This is a genomic window from Bradyrhizobium paxllaeri (assembly GCF_001693515.2).
Classification (GTDB): Bacteria; Pseudomonadota; Alphaproteobacteria; order Rhizobiales; family Xanthobacteraceae; genus Bradyrhizobium; species Bradyrhizobium paxllaeri.
The window spans coordinates 5682317-5700042 of the sequence record NZ_CP042968.1 but is presented as its reverse complement, the minus strand read 5'-3'; the positions used below and the strand labels follow the sequence as shown (position 1 = coordinate 5700042).

The 17726-nt window shown below is 64.9% G+C and carries 12 protein-coding genes; 7 read left to right on the top strand and 5 right to left on the bottom strand.

Features of this window, described 5'->3' with window-relative positions; translation table 11 throughout:
* Nucleotides 1-166: 166 nt before the first annotated feature.
* Both LMTR21_RS27210 and LMTR21_RS27205 read left to right on the top strand, forming a co-directional pair.
* Nucleotides 167-1450, top strand: a complete 1284-nt coding sequence (locus tag LMTR21_RS27210) for an HlyD family secretion protein (RefSeq protein WP_084030574.1) — start codon at nucleotides 167-169, stop codon at nucleotides 1448-1450.
* A gap of 62 nt (nucleotides 1451-1512) precedes the next feature.
* Complete coding sequence (locus LMTR21_RS27205) at nucleotides 1513-3045, top strand: DHA2 family efflux MFS transporter permease subunit (RefSeq protein WP_065752592.1); 1533 nt, start codon at nucleotides 1513-1515, stop codon at nucleotides 3043-3045.
* Nucleotides 3046-3098: 53 nt separating this feature from the next.
* Here LMTR21_RS27205 and LMTR21_RS27200 read toward each other — a convergent pair whose 3' ends face one another.
* Together LMTR21_RS27200 and LMTR21_RS27195 are read right to left on the bottom strand one after the other, a co-directional pair.
* Nucleotides 3099-4040 carry a diacylglycerol/lipid kinase family protein gene (locus LMTR21_RS27200; protein WP_065752591.1) on the bottom strand — a complete coding sequence of 314 codons (942 nt, stop codon included), beginning with the start codon at nucleotides 4038-4040 and terminating at the stop codon, nucleotides 3099-3101.
* A gap of 132 nt (nucleotides 4041-4172) precedes the next feature.
* The gene (locus LMTR21_RS27195; protein ID WP_065752590.1) at nucleotides 4173-5552 is read right to left on the bottom strand and encodes a hypothetical protein; all 1380 of its coding nucleotides are present in this window, start codon (nucleotides 5550-5552) and stop codon (nucleotides 4173-4175) included.
* 76 nt (nucleotides 5553-5628) lie between these two features.
* On the opposite strand from LMTR21_RS27195, the gene LMTR21_RS27190 reads away from it, so the two are divergent.
* On the top strand, nucleotides 5629-6828 hold the full coding sequence (locus tag LMTR21_RS27190; RefSeq protein WP_065752589.1) for an MFS transporter: 1200 nt from the start codon (nucleotides 5629-5631) through the stop codon (nucleotides 6826-6828).
* On the opposite strand, the gene dgcA is transcribed toward LMTR21_RS27190, so the two are convergent.
* A complete protein-coding gene (gene dgcA, locus LMTR21_RS27185; protein WP_065752588.1) occupies nucleotides 6798-7793 on the bottom strand; it encodes an N-acetyl-D-Glu racemase DgcA in 996 nt (331 codons plus the stop codon). The genes LMTR21_RS27190 and dgcA overlap by 31 nt on opposite strands.
* Before the next feature lie 141 nt (nucleotides 7794-7934).
* Between dgcA and LMTR21_RS27180 the strand changes: the two genes are divergently transcribed.
* The 3 genes from LMTR21_RS27180 to LMTR21_RS27170 all read left to right on the top strand — a co-directional run bounded on the left by LMTR21_RS27180 (nucleotide 7935) and on the right by LMTR21_RS27170 (nucleotide 10953).
* The gene (locus LMTR21_RS27180) at nucleotides 7935-9068 is read left to right on the top strand and encodes an MlaE family ABC transporter permease (protein ID WP_065752587.1); all 1134 of its coding nucleotides are present in this window, start codon (nucleotides 7935-7937) and stop codon (nucleotides 9066-9068) included.
* A 2-nt stretch (nucleotides 9069-9070) separates the two neighbouring features.
* Entirely contained in the window at nucleotides 9071-9841 is a 771-nt protein-coding gene (locus LMTR21_RS27175; protein ID WP_065752586.1) for an ABC transporter ATP-binding protein, read from the top strand.
* Nucleotides 9842-10056: 215 nt separating this feature from the next.
* Entirely contained in the window at nucleotides 10057-10953 is an 897-nt protein-coding gene (locus LMTR21_RS27170; protein ID WP_065752585.1) for an MlaD family protein, read from the top strand.
* A 187-nt stretch (nucleotides 10954-11140) separates the two neighbouring features.
* On the opposite strand, the gene LMTR21_RS27165 is transcribed toward LMTR21_RS27170, so the two are convergent.
* Nucleotides 11141-11422 (bottom strand): DUF6881 domain-containing protein, encoded by a 282-nt coding sequence (locus LMTR21_RS27165; RefSeq protein ID WP_065752584.1) that lies wholly within the window; start codon nucleotides 11420-11422, stop codon nucleotides 11141-11143.
* Between the two features lie 100 nt (nucleotides 11423-11522).
* The gene (locus LMTR21_RS27160; RefSeq protein ID WP_065752583.1) at nucleotides 11523-16853 is read right to left on the bottom strand and encodes an apolipoprotein A-IV repeat region-like domain-containing protein; all 5331 of its coding nucleotides are present in this window, start codon (nucleotides 16851-16853) and stop codon (nucleotides 11523-11525) included.
* A gap of 392 nt (nucleotides 16854-17245) precedes the next feature.
* Here LMTR21_RS27160 and LMTR21_RS27155 point away from each other — a divergent pair, with 392 nt between their 5' ends.
* Nucleotides 17246-17623: an Hpt domain-containing protein gene (locus tag LMTR21_RS27155; RefSeq protein ID WP_141688264.1), complete on the top strand. Its 378-nt coding sequence runs from the start codon at nucleotides 17246-17248 to the stop codon at nucleotides 17621-17623.
* The last annotated feature ends 103 nt before the right edge of the window (nucleotides 17624-17726 follow it).

Below are 17726 nucleotides of genomic sequence, written 5' to 3'. Positions count from 1 at the left end.
TGATCTCCGCTGAGCATCAAGTAACCACGCAACTGTGATGTTTAAAGAGAACGAAACCGTTTCGTTCCTATTGAGGAACCGCTTCGCCTGATTACCTGCAAATCGAAACGGGGCAGTTTCTTTTCTCGGTGTCGCTGAGGCGTCGCCTAGCAGCAGGAGCGGCCGCATGTCCGAACAAAATGTATTGGAACGGGACGGACGACTGCTCCACGGCGTCGAAAGCCCGCGACCCGTCCCGGATCCCCGCCAGCCCAGCGTCGAATTCGACCAGCAGGAAGTCACTGAGCGGGCTCGGCTCCCGCACGAAGATCCGGCGGCCAGAGCGCCTGCCTCAGCCGATCCGCCGGAAGCAGTTCGGCCGCCGGCGACCAGCAAAGAGCGCAGGGCCGGCTTCCTGCGTCGCCGCCCGGTTGTCTCCGCGATCGGGGCTGCGCTCCTCGCCTCCGCGGTCGCCGGTGGCTACCTCTACATGGACTATGCGAGACATTTCGAATCCACCGATGATGCCTTCGTCGCGGCGCGCCAGTTTTCGATCGCGCCGAAAGTCACAGGCTACATCACCGCCGTCCCCGTCACCGACAACCAGCATGTCAAAGCCGGCGACGTGATCGCCCGCATCGATGACCGCGACTTTCGCACGGCGCTCGAGCAGGCGCAGGCGCAGGTCGCGGCGGCGCAAGCCAGCATCGAGAATATCGACGCGCAGCTCGATGTGCAGCAGGCACAGATCGGCGCCAACCAGGCGCAGGTGGATCAGGCCCAGGCGGCACTGGTGTTCGCGCAGCAGCAGGCGGCGCGCTTCCAACACCTGGAGCAAACAGGCTATGGCACGGTTCAGAACGCCCAGCAGTTCACCTCGCAACTGCATCAGCAGCAGGCGGCACTTCTGAGCGCGCAGGCAACCCTCAAGCTGGCGAATCGGCAAGTCGAGGCGCTGAAGGCGCAGCGCAAGAGCGCTGTTGCGAGTCTCGCGCAGGCAAAGGCCCAGCGCGACCAGGCGCAACTCAATCTGTCCTACACGACGGTGACGGCGGCCCAGCCGGGGCGCATCGTCAACCTGAGCGCCGCGGCCGGTCAATTCGCCCAGCCTGGCAACAGCCTGGCGATGTTTGTGCCGGATCAGATTTGGGTGACAGCGAACTTCAAGGAGACTCAACTCGACCACATGCAGCCGGGCGATCCGGTGACGCTCGCGATCGACGCCTATCCGGAACGCATGATCCACGGTCATGTCGCGAGCGTCCAGCCCGGGTCCGGCACCGCGTTCTCGCTGCTGCCGGCCCAGAATGCCACCGGTAACTACGTCAAGATTGTCCAGCGCGTGCCGGTCAAGATCGACATGGAAAACCCGCCGTCCGACGTCGCGCTCGGCCCGGGCATGTCGGTAGTCCCCACCGCGCGGATTGATCCGAGGCCGTCCCTCTATGAGCGGCTGAGGAGCGACCTGTGAGCTCCGCTGCGATCCGAGCCGAGCTTCCCGCATCCGCGAGCGGCGGCGTGGCTAATCCGTGGATGATCGCTATCCTGGTCGCGCTCGCAAGCTTCATGGAGGTGCTTGACACCACCATCGCCAACGTTGCGCTGCCCTATATTGCAGGCGGCATGGGGGTGAGCCAGGACGAGGCGTCCTGGGTCGTCACCACCTATCTCGTCTCCAACGCCATCATCCTGACGGCCTCCAGTTTCCTGGCCCGGACATTGGGCCGCAAAACGTTCTTCCTGATCTGTCTCGGAGCATTCACGCTCAGCTCGCTGCTGTGCGGCTTTGCTCCGAATCTGAATGCGCTGCTGTTGTGCCGCATCCTGCAGGGCTTCGGCGGTGGGGGCATGGTGCCGGTCGCGCAGTCGATCCTGGCCGATTCCTTTCCACCGGCGAAGCGCGGTCAGGCTTTTGCGGTGTTCGGCGTCGCCGTGGTTGTGGCCCCGGTGGTCGGGCCGACGCTCGGCGGCTGGCTGTCCGACAATATGTCCTGGCACTGGTGTTTCCTGATCAACGTGCCGGTCGGCATGATCGCGGTGGCGTTGATCTGGCTGCTTCTGCAGGAGTCCCCAACCGCGCGTACGGAAGCGCAGCAGCGAGGCAATCGATTCGATGTGGTCGGCTTCGTGTTGGTCGCGACCTTCCTCGGTGCCCTGGAGGTCGTGCTGGACCGTGGCCTCGAGGACGACTGGTTCGGCTCACGCTTTATCGTGACGTTCACGGTCATCTGCATCCTGGCGTTTGTGCTGATGATTCCATGGGAGTTGAGCCGCCGCCATCCGATCATAGACCTGCACATGGTGGCGACGCGCCAGTTCGGCGCCTGCTTTCTGGTCATGCTGGCGACCGGTGCGATCCTGCTCGCGACCACGCAATTCCTGCCGCAACTGGTGCAGCAGGATTTCGGCTACACCGCCACCTGGGCGGGCCTCGTGCTCTCGCCGGGCGGCGTGGTCACCATGATGATGATGTTCGTGGTCGGTCGTCTGGCCGCCAAGGTGCAGCCCAGATATTTGATCGCCGCGGGCGCAGTGGTCTGCGCTCTTTCCATGTACGCCATGACCAACGTTTACGCCGATCTCGGCTTCTGGTTCATGGCGCGCTCGCGCATGCTGCTCGGCGTCGGCCTGCCGCTAATCTTCGTGCCGATCATGGCCGCATCCTATGACGGCATTCAACCATCCAAGACAGACCAGGCTTCCGCCCTGATCAACGCAGCCCGGAACACCGGAGGCTCGATCGGCGTATCGATCGTCTCCAACGTGTTGATGCACCGCGAGCAGTTCCACCAGAGCCGGCTGGTCGAGCAGGTGCTCCCGTCCAATCCGCAATATCAGGATACGTTGCAGCAGATCACGAGTTTCTTCGCTGGCCACGGAAGTTCACTGGCCCAAGCGCATGATCAGGCGATCCAGTGGATCGGACAACAGGTGCAGACACAGGCATCGTACCTCGCCTACATGGATGCCTTCTGGGTCTTGATGCTGATCTCGCTTGCGGCCGTGCCACTCGCCATGATGCTTCGGACGATCAAGCTTGGTGGAGCTGTTCACGTGGGCCATTGAGGATCGTGCACGTCGGCGTCGTAATGAAACCCTGTGCGACGGGAGTGGGCATCCTACGACCGATTGACCGCCGCCACCTTCAGGTGGAACGGCAACATCGTCACCGACATCGGCAATTGCCCGATGCTTTCGCCGTCGACATCGGCGCGGACCATATCATCGCTGTCGATGGTGATCCGCACCGCGTGGCGCCGCGAGACCTTTGGGTGTTCCAGATAGCTGCCGTCGGCGAGGTTGGGGACGATCCTGGTCAGGCTCTCCCAGCGCCCCATGTCGCCGACCATGATCAGGTCGAGCTTGCGGTCGGCGGGATCGGCGCCCGGCGCGAGCATCAGGCCTTCGCCGGCGCCGTCGAAGCTGCACAGCATCAGTGACCACATCGGCAGGCGCTGCTCGGCCTCGTCGTCGATCTGGATACGATAGAGGCGCGGGCTGTAGGTCAGCGACGTGAACGCTGTCATCAGCACATAGCTGATCGGGCCCAATCGTTTCAGCAGCGGCACGCGTTGGGCGCGCCAGGAAATCGTGGCGGCGGCGCCGACGATGGCGAGCACGAAGCCGTAGCGCGTCACCTGACCGCCGGCATAGCCCTTGGCGTCGGCGCGGAACACGTCGATGTCGCGCGTATGCCCCATGGCGATGGCCTTGCCGGCCTCGGCGAGCGAAAGCTGGCCGAAGGAGCGGGAGAGTTCGTTCGAGGTGCCGCCCGGCAGTTGCGCCAGCACCAGGTCTGATGCAATCGGGCGATCATCCGCGATCACCCCGTTCATCATCTCGCTGAAGGTGCCGTCGCCGCCGACCGAGACCAGGCGGCGATAGCCGGCATCGACCGCTTCCCGCGCCAGGTGGGTGGCGTGGCTGGGCGCGCGGGTCATAGCAACGTGCGCGGAGCCAAGCGGGCCAAGATGTTTTTCGAGTTCAGCGCAAATCTGCGGCCAGCGCTTGCCGCAGTTGCCCTTGTTCGCCATCGGATTGACGATGATCTTGGTTTGCACGGCTGTCTCCGCGGAGAGGCAATCGCGCCAGCTTGATCTCGGCAGAGAAGTGAATCAACCGGAAAGCGAACTATTCGCAGGTGCAACAAATGCTGCGGGTGCGTTGTGGAGCCGGCACGCGTGACGCGCGCTTTAAGAGAAGAACGCGATCTTCTCGGCCTGGCTCATGCGCCGGATCGGCGCCAGCGGGTCGTTGGCTGCACTGACCGGCTTTTTGAGCATGCCGCTCGCGATGAGGGTCGAGCCGAGCGAGACTTCCATCGCCGGCGCAGGCGCCGGTGCGGCAGCAGGCGGTGGGGGAGGTTGAACCACCTGTTGAACCGGCGGCGGCGCCGGCGTGGCGACCGGCTGGGGCGCTTCGGCGACGACCTTTGGAGCGACCGGTGCTGGCTCTGCCGCACGGACCTGTTCTTCTATCGCTGCGGCGATCTCCGCGTCGCTGATCGGATCCGGCGCGCCCATCTCCATCGCGATGATGTCGAGGAGGGCCTCGTCCTGCACGTCAGGGTCCTGGGCCTCCACATTCTGGATGGCGTTGTCTTGAGCGGAGCTGTCTCGAACTGAATTGTCTTGCGTGGCCGTGTGCAGGGCTGCCCCGTCCTGCACCGAGATATTTTGCGCCGAGGCATCCTGGGCCGAGCTGTCTTGATCCAGGGCGGCTTCGGCAGCTTGCCGCGCTTCCGCAGCCTTCAGCCCGGCTTCCGCCGCCGCGAGCGCGGCTTCGGCAGACCTGGCCAGCGCGGTGAACGGCGTCTCGGACGTGAACGGCGTCTCGGCAGCTTTCTCAGCTTCCGGCGCGACGAACGTTTCGGCGGCCGCTGTCGCGGGTATTTCCTGCGCGGCCGAGAAGGGGGCCATGGCGTCGGCCTCGGCCAGCGGCACTGGCGCGGCGTCCTCGTCCTCGACCTCCACAAGCCGGCCGTGCAGGGCGGCAAAGGCCGCACGGAGGGCTACTCGCGCCTCCTCGGAGGAAAACTGTTCGGTGCCCCTTTCGATGACGGTGACCTGCGAATCGATCAGGTCGCAGATCCGCCCGTCATTGCCGATTTCCCGCAACCGCCAGGCGATTTCACGCAACACCCGCGCGCCCTTGCGGACCGGCGCCAGCCGCTGGTCCAGCGCCAGGCTGTCGAGCGCCTCGACCGCCGATTCCTCGGCGGCCTCGACCGCGCCGCGGATGGCATCGAGCGCCTCGGTCAGCCGATCCTGCGCCGCGGCCGCCGCGGCGATGGCCTCGGCCGCTTGCTGTGCCGAAAGCCCTTCTTCCCGGCGCAGGCTTTCTTCCCGCTGACGGCTTTCTTCCTTCTGGGCGGTGAGGCTTTGCTCGATCCGTGACACCGCATCGAGCACCATGCGGGTGTCGGAATTGCGGTTGCGCTTGGCGTATTCGGTCAGGAACCAGCGGCCCCGCGAAGTCTCCATGAAGGCTTCAGCGATTGCAGCATAGTCCTCCTCGCTCGGCAGCGTGGCGCGTGCTGAGATCGGTGAAAGGGCAAATGCTTCGTCGGCCATGTCAAACTCTTCGCGCAAATCAGCGCGCCTTGCGATAACGAAACAACACGATATTGCCCGAATCGCAATTGAATTGATGCCAAGCGAATCACAAATCCCCATCGCTTCTCAAGACACATCCCGCCGTTTCGCGACCCGGGTGGCGCTGTTTTACGCCACGCTGTTCGGCATGACCGGCACCCATCTGCCGTTTTTCACGGTATGGTTGAAAGCGGTCGGGATCGATGCGTTTTGGATAGGGTTGATCACGGCCGTTCCCTCGGTGACCAGGTTTACGGCGCTGCCGTTGGTGACGGGCTTTGCGGAACGCCGTCAGGCCCTCCGCGGGGGCATCATCGTCACCTCATTTGCCACTGCGGTCGGCTTTTTCGTGCTGGGCACCCAGCATTGGCCGTTGCTGGTGTTCCTTATCTACGCCCTGACCTGCTGCCTGTGGACGCCCATGGTGCCGCTGACGGACGCCTATGCGCTCCGGGGGGTGAAGCGCTACGGCCTCAACTACGGACCGTTGCGGCTGTGGGGCTCAGCCGCCTTTGTCCTGGGCGCGCTGGTCTGCGGCATGCTGTTCGACCTGATCGCCGCCAAGAATCTGATCTGGATCATCGCCGGCTCGGCCGCGCTGGGGGCGGTCGCCAGCCTTGCACTGCAGCCGCTGGACGACGCCGGGACTATCCGCCCGGTCACCGGGGGCGCCAACGCACTGCTGCGCGACGGCGGCTTTCTCGCAATCATTGTGGCCTCGGCGCTGATCCAGGGCAGCCACGCCGCCTATTACATTTTCGCGTCGATCGCCTGGCAGCAGGCAGGGTATGACGGGCTGACCATTGCCGTTCTGTGGGTGCTCGGCGTGATCGCCGAGATCGTGCTGTTTGCCCTGTCGCCGCGCTTCACGCTGCAGCCGTCGATGCTGGTGGTGATCGCGGCGCTCAGCGCGGCGGTGCGCTGGGTGCTGACGGCGCAGGACCTGCCGCTGGCGGTTCTTGCGATCGTCCAGCTCGCGCATGCGCTCAGCTTCGGGCTGACGCAGGTCGGAATCATGGGGTTGATGCTGCGCCATGTGCCCGGCCATGTGATGGCGAGGGCGCAGGGTTATCTCACCGCCTGCGGCGGCATCGTCGCCGGTCTCGCCTCGGTTGCGTCAGGCTCGATCTACGAGATGTGGGGGCAGGCCATCTATTACGGGATGGCTGTCATGGCCGCCTCTGGCGGGCTGGTGATCTGGCTGGCGCGGGACCGGCTCTCGCATCAGCCCCACAAGGCGGCTTCCGGCGGGTAGACGAGGCTGCCGTCATAGCGCAGGCCGCCGTCGCGGTCGCGCGCCAGCAGCAGGGGGCCGTCAAGATCGACGAACCTGGCCTGTTGCGCCAGCAGCATGGCCGGCGCCATGGCCAGCGAGGTTGCGACCATGCAGCCGATCATGATCTCGAAGCCGAGCGCCTGCGCGGCATCCGCCATCGCGAGCGCTTCCGTCAGCCCGCCGGTCTTGTCGAGCTTGATGTTGACGGCGTCGTAGCGCGCGCGCAGCCCTTCGAGCGAGGCGTGGTCATGCACGCTTTCGTCGGCGCAGACCGCGATCGGGCGCCTGATGCGCGCCAGCGCCTCGTCGCGCCCGGCCGGCAGCGGCTGCTCGACCAGCGTGACGCCGGCATTGGCGCAGGCGGCGAGGTTGTATTCGAGATTATCCGGCGTCCAGGCTTCGTTGGCATCGACGATCAGTTCGGACTCGGGGGCCGCCTTCCGGACCGCGGCAATCCGCATCTCATCGCCATCGCCGCCGAGCTTGATCTTCAGCAGCGGCCGGCGCGCGGCCTTCGCGGTGGCCGACGCCATGGCTTCCGGCGTGCCGAGTGAAATCGTGAATGCGGTGGTGCAGGGGCGCGGCGCCTTCCGGCCGAGCAGGGTCCAGACCCGTTGTCCCGCGGTTTTGGCCTCGAGGTCCAATAGCGCGCAATCCAGCGCGTTGCGGGCAGCGCCTGCGGGCATCGCCGCCTGCAGGGCCGCGCGGTCCAATCCTCCGGCGAGCGGTTCATGCATCGCTTGAAGCGCTTCCAGCGTCGCTTCCGCCGTCTCGCCATATCGCGGATAGGGCACGCATTCGCCGCGGCCGGTCCGGTCGCCCTCGTTCACGGTGGCGACGACGGTGACAGCCTCGGTTTTGGCGCCGCGGCTGATGGTGAAAGCACCCGCAATCGGCCAGCGTTCGATGCTGACGGCAAGCTTTCGAGATGCGCTGGAAGTCATTTCAAAATCTGGCAATTTTCTGAACCTAAGCTTGCCCGCCGCTACCAACTATGGCTGGTTAGGGGCAGATTCTACAAGGCGAGCGGCGTGCGGAACCTGACGTTTTTTCAGGGAGCGCATATCTGCCGAAGGGTGGGTAAGGTGAGCGGCGACCCGACATTAGAGCGGATAGCCAGGGGCAACGCGCTGGCGCTGTGCGCGGCCGGCTCCTGGACGGCCCGCTTTGCGCCGATGCTGGAGCGAATGGTCGCCGATGCCGAGAAGCTCAGCGGCACCCGGCCCAACATCTTTATCGACGTCTCGCAGGTGTCGAAGCTCGACACGTTCGGCGCCTGGCTGATCGAGCGGCTACGCCGCAGCCTGACCCATGGCGGTGTCGAGGCGGAGATCGCCGGGCTGTCGGATAATTATTCGAGCCTGGTCGACGAGGTGCGCCGGGTGAAGGCGGAGCCGGTCGTCGACACCGACCGGGTGACGATCACGGGCATGCTGGAGCAGATCGGCCGCGCCGTGGCCGGCATCGGCGGCACCCTGATCGGGCTGATCGACATGCTGGGCGCGGTGCTCGCTGCGACCGCCCACGTCATCATCCGCCCGCGCGGTTTCCGCCTGACCTCGACCATCCATCATCTGGAGCAGGTGTGCTGGCGCGCGGTGCCGATCGTGGTTCTGATCACGTTCCTGATCGGCTGCATCATCTCGCAGCAGGGCATCTTCCACTTCCGCAAGTTCGGCGCCGACATCTTCGTGGTCGACATGCTCGGCGTGCTGGTGCTGCGCGAGATCGGCGTGCTCTTGGTCGCGATCATGGTGGCGGGCCGCTCGGGCTCGGCCTACACCGCCGAGCTCGGCTCGATGAAGATGCGCGAGGAAATCGACGCGCTGCGCACCATGGGTTTCGATCCGATCGAGGTCCTGATCCTGCCGCGGATGCTGGCGCTGGTTTTGGCGCTGCCAATCCTGGCGTTTCTTGGGGCGATGGCCGCGCTCTACGGCGGCGGGCTGGTGGCCTGGCTCTATGGCGGCGTCGAGCCCGAGGCGTTTCTGTTGCGGCTGCGCGACGCCATCTCGATCGATCATTTCGTCGTCGGCATGATCAAGGCGCCGGTGATGGCCGCCGTCATCGGCATCGTCGCCTGCGTCGAGGGGCTGGCGGTGCAGGGCAGCGCTGAATCGCTCGGCCAGCACACGACATCCTCTGTCGTGAAGGGTATCTTCTTCGTGATCGTGATGGACGGCGTGTTCGCCATCTTCTTTGCATCGATCGGAATGTGACCATGGCGGGCGAAATTTCCGACGCCATCATCCGGGTGCGCGACATCACCGTGCAGTTCGGCAAGACGCGGGTGCTCGACGGACTCAACCTTGACGTCAAGCGCGGCGAGATCTTGGGATTTGTCGGCCCGTCGGGCGCCGGAAAATCGGTGCTGACGCGCACCATCATCGGTCTCGTGCCCAAGATCGCCGGAAGCATCGAGGTGTTCGGCGTCGACCTCGATGCGGCGAGCGCCGCCGAGCGCCGCGGCGTCGAGCGCCGCTGGGGCATCCTGTTCCAGCAGGGCGCGCTCTTCTCCTCGCTCACCGTGCGGCAGAACATCCAGTTTCCCGTGCGCGAATATCTCAAGGTCTCTCAACGGTTGCTCGACGAGATCATGGTGGCCAAGCTCGGCATGGTGGGCCTGCGGCCCGAAGTCGCCGACCGATATCCGTCCGAACTGTCCGGCGGCATGATCAAGCGCGTGGCGCTGGCGCGCGCGCTCGCGCTCGATCCCGAACTGGTGTTCCTGGACGAGCCGACCTCCGGGCTCGATCCGATCGGCGCCGGAGATTTTGACGAGCTGGTGCGCACCCTGCAGCGTACTTTGGGCCTGACGGTTTTCATGGTAACCCATGATCTCGACAGCCTATATACGGCCTGCGACCGCATCGCGGTTTTAGGGAACGGTAAGATCATTGCAGCAGGATCGATTGCCGACATGCAGGCCTCGCAGCATCCCTGGCTGAGGCAATATTTTCACGGCAAACGCGCCCGCGCTGTGATGGGCTAAAGCATGATCCGGAAAAGTCGATGCCGGTTTTCCGATAAGATCATGCTCAAATCAAAGAGTTAGAGCGTGATGACGATTCGAAGAAACGTCGTCACGCTCGGAGCATGACCCCCAAAAGTGTGATCGGTTTTCGGATCGGATCATGCTCAAACATGAGATAATGACGGGTCTATCGGCGACGCCGGACAGACCCTGGTTTCGGAGTACCTTGAGTTATGGAAACGCGGGCGAATTACGTCCTGATCGGGGCCTTCACGCTGGCGGTGATCGCCGCGGCGTTCGGTTTTGTGCTGTGGTTCCAGAGCCTGCATACCACCAAGCTGCGCAGCCCGATCCGCATCGTGTTCGAAGGCCCGGCGTCAGGCCTGCGCAATGGCGGCAGCGTCAATTTTAACGGTATCAGAATAGGGGAGGTTGTGTCGGTCAAGCTCGACAACCCGCGGCGGGTGGTCGCACTGGCGATGGTCGAGAACAACGCTCCGATTCGGAAAGACACGCTTGTGGGTCTCGAATTCCAGGGGCTGACCGGCGTCGCCGCGATCTCGCTGAAAGGTGGCGAGGAAAATGCGGCTGCCGTGCCGCTCGACGAGGACGGCGTGCCGATGCTGACGGCCGATCCGAGCGCGCTGCAGGATGTGACGGAATCCATCCGCGCTACGCTGCAGAACGTCAACCGGCTCGTTGCCGACAACCAGGAATCGGTGAAGAACTCGTTGCGGAATCTCGAGACCTTCACCGCTACGCTGGCGCGCAACTCCGAGAAGATCGACAACGTCATGCTCCGCGTCGACGGCGTGATGGGCAAGGCCGACAGCCTGATGCTCGGGCTGAACACGATCGCGGGCGGCGCCGCCGGCGGCGAACTGAACTTGATGGTGAAGGCGATCAAGGATCTGGCGGAGGATTTCGACAAGCGGTCGGGCGCGCTGATGGCCGACGGTCGCCGCACGCTCGCCGATATCAGCCGCGCCGTGAACAATTTCGACCGCAACCCGACCCGCGTGATTTTCGGGGGAGGCAGCAGCAGCAACAGCCAGGCGGCCGCGCCGCCGCCAGCACCGGCTCCAGCGCCCGCGGCTCCGAGGGCACCGAGCGGACAGAAGCGACAGTAGGGGCGCATGGCGAGTAGTTCGCCTCGCCCTGTCACCATCCGCGATGCCGAACTTTCACCGCGTCATTGCGAGCGAAGCGAAGCAATCCATAGCTTCCGCGCCGACGGTATGGATTGCTTCGTCGCTTTGCTCCTCGCAATGACGGCAACCTGCAAATCGGCAATGGGTTGGCTGATTTATCCCGTCGTCAGACTTGTCTGGCCGCCTTCAACCACATTGCTTCAAACTCGTCCTTCGTGATCGCCACAGGTTCGAACTCGGGAATTGCAGCAATCTCCGAAAGCGTCGGTATTGGTTCGAGGCCCAGGAAAGTCGTCCCGCGAGACGTGGAGCGATCGGCATATCCGAACGACCCGTCGGGAAATACTTCCACTTTCCTGACCTCCCACCGCTCATCGTCCATCTCGCTGTAAAGCAGGACCGGAGTGTGAGGATTGTCCTGTTTCCAGCTTACCTTGATGTAGTCCATTGCCGTTCCCATCCAGAGCGCTGCATCTCGATCGTGGTCGGAAAAACAAAACGGAGGCATCACTGCCTCCGTTTTTCTGACTTACGATTGATCCGGGCCTTTACCCCAGCCGGCCCGCTGCATGCGCGAGCAGGGTGTAGACCATGCCCGTCTCCGAGGTGAGGTGGCTGCGCAGCGCCTGCGGTCCGCGATCATCGCGTGCGACCTCATCCAGCAGCCGTTCGAACTCGGCGATGTAGCGGTCGACCGTCTGCTTGAAGCCACGGTCGGCGCGGTATTTGCGCGAGACTTCGTCGAACGCCTTCTGGCCGGCGGGCGTGTAGAGGCGCTTGGTGAACGCCTTGCTCTCGCCGCGCTGGTAGCGATCCCACATTTCAGCGGCGAGGTTGCGATCCATCAGCCGGCCGATGTCGAGCGACAGCGATTCCAGCGGATTGGCCGCGCCCTGCGGCCGGCCCCGCGGCGTTTCGCGTCCACCGGCATCGGTGCGGCTCAGAAGATCGGACAGCCATCCGTCGCGTCCCGCGTCCTGAGCAGCCGGCGAGACCGGCGGGGCTTCGGTGCGGCGCTGGGCGGGCATCGGCATGCCGAGATCCGGCGGCGGCAGGGTCGACGCGCTGCCGGCGTCGCGCATGCGCACCTCGTTGCGACCAGTGACAGCGGCGGCCATCACCGGCTCTTCCTGGCGTTGTACGCCGGCACGACCGGCGGTCACGACGTCGAGCCCGCGACCGTGATGGGCGACGATCCGGTTGAGCTCGGCCAGCGCCTCGATCTGGTCGACGATCACCTTGCGCATCTGCGCGGTGTTGTCGGCGGCTTCCTGCGGCATCTCAAGCACGCCGCGGCGCAGCTCGTTGCGCGTCGCCTCCAGCTCCTGATGCATCTCGGCCGCCATCTGCTTCATGGTCTGCACCATCGCCGCGAACTTCTCGGTCGATTGCTTGAACATCTCATCGGTTTCATGCGTGCTCTGCTGGTACAGATCGTTCATCGCATGGAGGGTCTGCTGCCGCTCGTTCTCGGCCGCAGTTCGCACCGCCTCGAACTGGCGGCTGATCGCGGCCGATCCGGCGCCTGCGGTCTCCGCGACCACGCGCGCGATGTCGCGGGCACGCTCTTCGGCCGCGGCGAGCGATTCATCGAGCAGACCGGTGAAGCGCGACAGCCGCTGGTCGAGGTCGGTGGTGCGCAGATCGATGGTGGTCACCAGCGATTCAAGCTGCGACTTGCGGTCGGCGACCGACGTCGTGGTGGAGAGGTTGGCCTTTTCGACCACGCCGGCCGCATCGACCAGCGCCTTGCCGTGCTTCTCGAACTCGCTGGAGAGCGAGCCGAGATCTTCCAGCGCCTTGGTGGTCTTGCCGTTGAAGACCGTGAGCTGGTCTTCCAGGGTCTGGGTAGCGATGCCATTGCGGGCGGTGACGTCGTTCATGGCGGATACGAAGTCGGCCACGCGGGTCACCAGCGCGCGTTCCAGCGAGTTGAGGTTGTCGTGGGCGCCGGTCAGCACTTCCTGCAGCAGGATGTTGCCTTCGCGCAGCCGCTCGAACAGCGCCACCGTGTCGGTGCGCAGGATCTTGCTGGTCTCCTGCATCTCGGTGACGGCGGCGATCGACACCTGACGCGACTGGTCGATGGCCGAACGCGACGCCTGTTCGAGGTCCTTCAGCGACTTGGCCACCGCGCCGGTGGCGAGGTCGCCGGCGGTGGTGATCGTGCGCGCGACGTCCGAGCCGTGGGTCGACATCGATTGCGAGAATGCCTGGCCGCGGGTTTCGATCGATTTCAGCGCGTCGGCGGTGACGCGGTCGATGTCACCAGTCAGTTGCGTGGCCTTGGTGCCGAGTGCCTCGATCAGCGAGCCGCGGCGGCTGTCGACGATCTGCGCCAGACGGTCGGTCTGCTGCTGAACATAGGTGACGATTTCGTCGGTCTTGCCGGTCATCGTCGAGCCGAAATTGCTGCTCGCGGCGAGCACCGAACGCTCGATATCGGCCGAGGTCGATTTGACCTTGGAGCTGACCTCGTTGGTTGCGGCAACCAGCGCGCTCTGTGCGTTCTGCGCGGTGGTCTGGATGGTGTCGGTCGTGGAGGCGGTGACGGCGCCGAGCGAACGCTCCATGTCGGCGGCGATCGCCTTGATCTGGTTCGCAGCCTCCGTAGAGGTCGCAGACAGCGAGCTCTGCGCCTCGCGCGCACTGCCGAGGAGGGACGTGGCGGCGGCGGCGCCGACCGCGGTCAGCGTGCGCTCGACGTCGATCGCCAGCGACTTGACGTGGTTGGTGGCTTCCGAAGACGCCGTCATCAGCGTGTTCTGGGCCTCGCGCGCGCCCGTCGTGATCGACTCGGCGGTGGCGTTGCCGGCCATCGAAAGGGAACGCTCGATGTCGGCGGCGAGCGACTTGACCTGGGTCGACGCTTCGGCGGACGCGCTCATCAGGGTAGTCTGGGCCTCGCGCGCGCCAGCTGTGATCGACTCGGCGGTCGCCGTGCCGGCGATCGACAGCGAGTGCTGGACGTCGGCGGCGAGCGACTTGACCTGATTGGCGGCCTCGGTGGAGGCGGCGACCAGCGTGCTCTGGGCTTCGCGGGCACCGGCGGTGACGGCCTCGGCGGTGGCCGTGCCGGCGATCGACAGCGAACGCTCGACATCGATGGCGAGCGACTTGACGTGGTTGGCGGCGTCTGCGGACGCGGTCACCAGCGTGCTCTGGGCCTCGCGCGCGCCTGAGAGAACCGATGCGGCGGTGGCGTCGCCTGCGGCCGAGAGCGTGCGCTCGACGTCGGCGGCGAGCGACTTGATCTGCGTGGCGGCCTCGGAGGAGATCGACGCCAGCGTGGTCTGCGCATCCCTGGCGCTGGTCAGGATCGACGTGGCGGCGCCGGTGCCGACGGCGGTGAGGGCGGCTTCAACCTCGGCCGAGGTCAGTTTCAGTTGCGCGCCGACGTCCGAGGAAACCGACAGCAGTGCCTGCTGCGCAGTGCGCGCGCCGGTCTGAATGGTCTCGGAGGTATTGACCACGAGGTTGGTCAGCGAACGCTCGGCGTCCTCGACATGCGACTTGATGCCGGAGGACAGCATTTCGGCGCGCGACATCAGGTCGTCGCTGGCCTGGCGGCCGCTGCTTTCGATCCGGCCTGCCACGGCCTCGATGCGCGAACCGAGCAGATCCTCGAATTGCGCAACGCGGGTATCGATGTCGCCGGCAAGGGCGCCCACCCGGGTTTCGATGCCGCTGGCCATGTCGCCGACGCGGGTCTCGATGCCGTTGGTGAGATTGCCGACCCGGGCCTCAATGCCGCTCGCGATTTCGCCGACCCGCGTCTCCATGCCCTGGTGAATTTCCTGGAACCGCGCCTGGATGGTGTCGGTCAAATGGGCGCTGCGGCCGTCGATGGTTTCGGTGACGTTGGCAATACGATGGTCGACCGCTGCAATGGCTTGGGCGGTGCCTTCGGTCAGCGAGGAGGTGAGCAGGCTGAGCCGCTGGTCGATCGACTGGATCGCCTGCGCCGCGCCGTCGGTCAGCGAGCCCGACAGCGTGCTGAGGCGGTTGTCGATGGTTTCGGTGACGGACCTGGCGCGGGTGTCGAACGTCGTCTCGAGCGATTTCAGGCGGCCGTCGACAGCCTCGTCGAACCACTTGATCTTGCCCTCGAGCGAGTTGTCGAGGCTGCTGACGCGGGTGCCGAGCTGGGTTTCGAACTGCAGCAGCCGCTGGTCGAGGGAAGCGGTGATCTCGCCGCTATTCGAGACCAGACGGGTGTCGAAGGTGTCGACGTAGTTCTTCAGGCTGTCCGAAATCTCCTGGGTCCGCGCGCCCATTCGTTCCACGATCTCGCCGCCGAAGGTCTTGACGGTGCGGTCGAACTCCGAGATGTGCCGCGTGATCAGTGCGCCGAGCGTGCCGCTGTCGCGGGCGAACTTTTCCGCAAGCTCCGCGCCCTGGTTCTTCACCAGTTCGTCGTACGCGCTCATCTGCAGCGCGAGACTGTCATGCGCGTTCTCGGTCTGGCTGATCACCTTGGCAACCAGCGTGTTCACGGTCACGTCGAGCGCGTCGCTGGCCTTGTCGCCGGAGGTGAGGATGCGGCTCGCCAGGCGGTTGCCGGCATCGTCGATCTTGCTGACGAGATCGCCCGAACGCAGCTCAAGCTCGAGCAGCAGCGAGTCGGAGGAGTTCTTCAGGGAGTCGTGGACCTGTTCGGTGCGGTCGGAGATGCCGTCGACGATGGTCGAGGAGCGCTGCTCGAACTCGCCGGTGATGCGGTCGATGCGTTCGTTCAGCATCTCGTGGACGCGGTCGGCCAGATCGACGAACTCGTCGTGGACGTGGCCGGTCTTGAAGTTGAGGCTGGTGGTCAGCCGCTCGGAGGCGTCGAGCACGGCGCGCGTGGTCTCGGCGCTGGCTTCCTCCAGGCGGTCGAGCAGGTCGCCGCCGCGCTCGCCGAGCGCGAGGATCATGTTGTCGCCGGCGTGGCTCAGCGCGCTCGTGATGTGCTGGCCGCGCTCTTCCAGCGCGCCGGTGATGCTTTTTGCGACCTCGTCGACGCGCGAGGCGATCGCATCCGAGATCAGCGCGATATCGTGGCGCAGATCGATCTGGACGCCGGAAATGGCGCTGCGAACCTGCTCGGCCTGACCGACCAGATTGTCGCGCTGATGGGCGATGTCCTGCAGCAGCGCGCGAATGCGCACTTCGTTGTCGGTATAGGCGCGCTCGAGGGCTGCGACTTCATTGGCGACGAGCGTTTCCAGTTCGCCGGCGCGCGCGATCGCGCGCTCGACGCCGTCGCCCATCGCGGCGACTTCGCGGCGGATCGCCTGGCCCACGGTCACCATCGAGTCGGCGGCGGCGCCCTCGGGCTCGGAGAAGCGGATTGCGACCTGTGCCATCGACTGCGCGATCATCCGCATTTCCTGGCCGCGCCAGGCGAGGCTGGCGAGGAAGTAGAACAACAGCACCGGCGCAAAGAACAACGCCGCAAGGCCGGCGAGCACCAGCACGCCGCCGCTCTGTCCGATCGCCGCCTGCAGCGAGGGCAGGAAGCTGATGGTCAGCAGGGCGCAACCGAGCACCCAGACGCCGCCAAACACGGTGGCAAGCGTGTAGACGCTGCGCGCAGGGTGGTTCTTCTGGATCGCTTGCAGAATCTGTCCGATGGTTTCGCGATCGTCATTGGCGGCGCGACGGGGGCTGCGCGGTTCTTCGATCGGATCGAACACGGGCCGCTCGGCGCCGCCGCGCGTGTCGAACGGCGCGCCCGAATAGGAAGGTGCGGCGGAGGGCATGGCCGGCGGCGCAAGTTCGCCGCCGATCGAATTTCGGTTGGGGTTGACGGACGTATCACTGATGTTGAGCGCTTCCTGAATGGCAGAGAGCGCGACTTCGGTGGGATCTTTCGCCTTCTTCGGATTGTTCGCCATGTCAGTCCGAGCCCTCTTAAACTTACGCGTCCAGCCGTTCTTGCTAAAACCCCCGCAAGCTCGAAGCTGGATTCATAACCCCCAGCGGACCGCAAGCGTGCCCGCCGGCAGCCTTGTCCGCACACATCCGCAAACATCCTATTGGGTGAGCGATACGAATGAAATGGCCGCGATTAAGACATTCTTAATCATCGTTAACAGCTTTGTTCCTTAAGGCCCTAAGGATACACAGGTTTCTGGAACCGGATCGCCGATCAAGGCGGGCTGGCGTCTAAAATGTGTCGAAACTGGGGATAATTCCGGGAACGTTCCGTTAACCGATGCCGTGATTGGCTCTGCGGCATGCCCCCAGAGCCAGAATCAGTGCGGCGGGGCGACCCGGAATTATGGCCATGCCGCTTCCTCTCGAACGGATTGAATGGATGCCATCGCCACCGCTGGCTCCCGGCGCCGGGCCGATTGATTTCGACCATCTCCAACGCATGACACTCGGCGATGCCGGTATCGAGCAGGAGGTGTTGACGATGTTCTCGGCCCAGTCGTTACAACTTATGCACACGCTCGCCGCCATCCCTGCGGACGCCGGTGCGCTGACGCACACGCTCAAGGGCTCGGCCCGCGCAATCGGCGCCTTTGCCGTCGCCGATGCCGCGGCCCGACTGGAGGCGGTGATCGCCCGTGGCTCCGACATCTCAACTGCGCTCGCCGAACTCGGCGAGGCGGTTACGCAGGCGCGGGAAGCAATCGAGGCGGTTCTGCGCCGTTCCTGAGCGGAAACCGGTCAAAACCTTCGTATAATGCCTCGTTCAAGGTTTTCGTCCCGACCGCTGGCGCTGTACGGATCGACCCGTTATACGACTGCCGGGACCTTCC

Excerpts from the sequence above, each read along its gene's own strand:
- LMTR21_RS27155 (WP_141688264.1), top strand. The coding sequence starts at position 17,246 with ATGCCGCTTCCTCTCGAACGGATTGAATGGATGCCATCGCCACCGCTG.
- dgcA (WP_065752588.1), bottom strand. The coding sequence starts at position 7,793 with ATGACTTCCAGCGCATCTCGAAAGCTTGCCGTCAGCATCGAACGCTGG.
- LMTR21_RS27205 (WP_065752592.1), top strand. The coding sequence starts at position 1,513 with ATGATCGCTATCCTGGTCGCGCTCGCAAGCTTCATGGAGGTGCTTGAC.
- LMTR21_RS27165 (WP_065752584.1), bottom strand. The coding sequence starts at position 11,422 with ATGGACTACATCAAGGTAAGCTGGAAACAGGACAATCCTCACACTCCG.
- LMTR21_RS27175 (WP_065752586.1), top strand. The coding sequence starts at position 9,071 with ATGGCGGGCGAAATTTCCGACGCCATCATCCGGGTGCGCGACATCACC.
- LMTR21_RS27160 (WP_065752583.1), bottom strand. The coding sequence starts at position 16,853 with ATGGCGAACAATCCGAAGAAGGCGAAAGATCCCACCGAAGTCGCGCTC.
- LMTR21_RS27210 (WP_084030574.1), top strand. The coding sequence starts at position 167 with ATGTCCGAACAAAATGTATTGGAACGGGACGGACGACTGCTCCACGGC.
- LMTR21_RS27190 (WP_065752589.1), top strand. The coding sequence starts at position 5,629 with ATGCCAAGCGAATCACAAATCCCCATCGCTTCTCAAGACACATCCCGC.
- LMTR21_RS27195 (WP_065752590.1), bottom strand. The coding sequence starts at position 5,552 with ATGGCCGACGAAGCATTTGCCCTTTCACCGATCTCAGCACGCGCCACG.
- LMTR21_RS27170 (WP_065752585.1), top strand. The coding sequence starts at position 10,057 with ATGGAAACGCGGGCGAATTACGTCCTGATCGGGGCCTTCACGCTGGCG.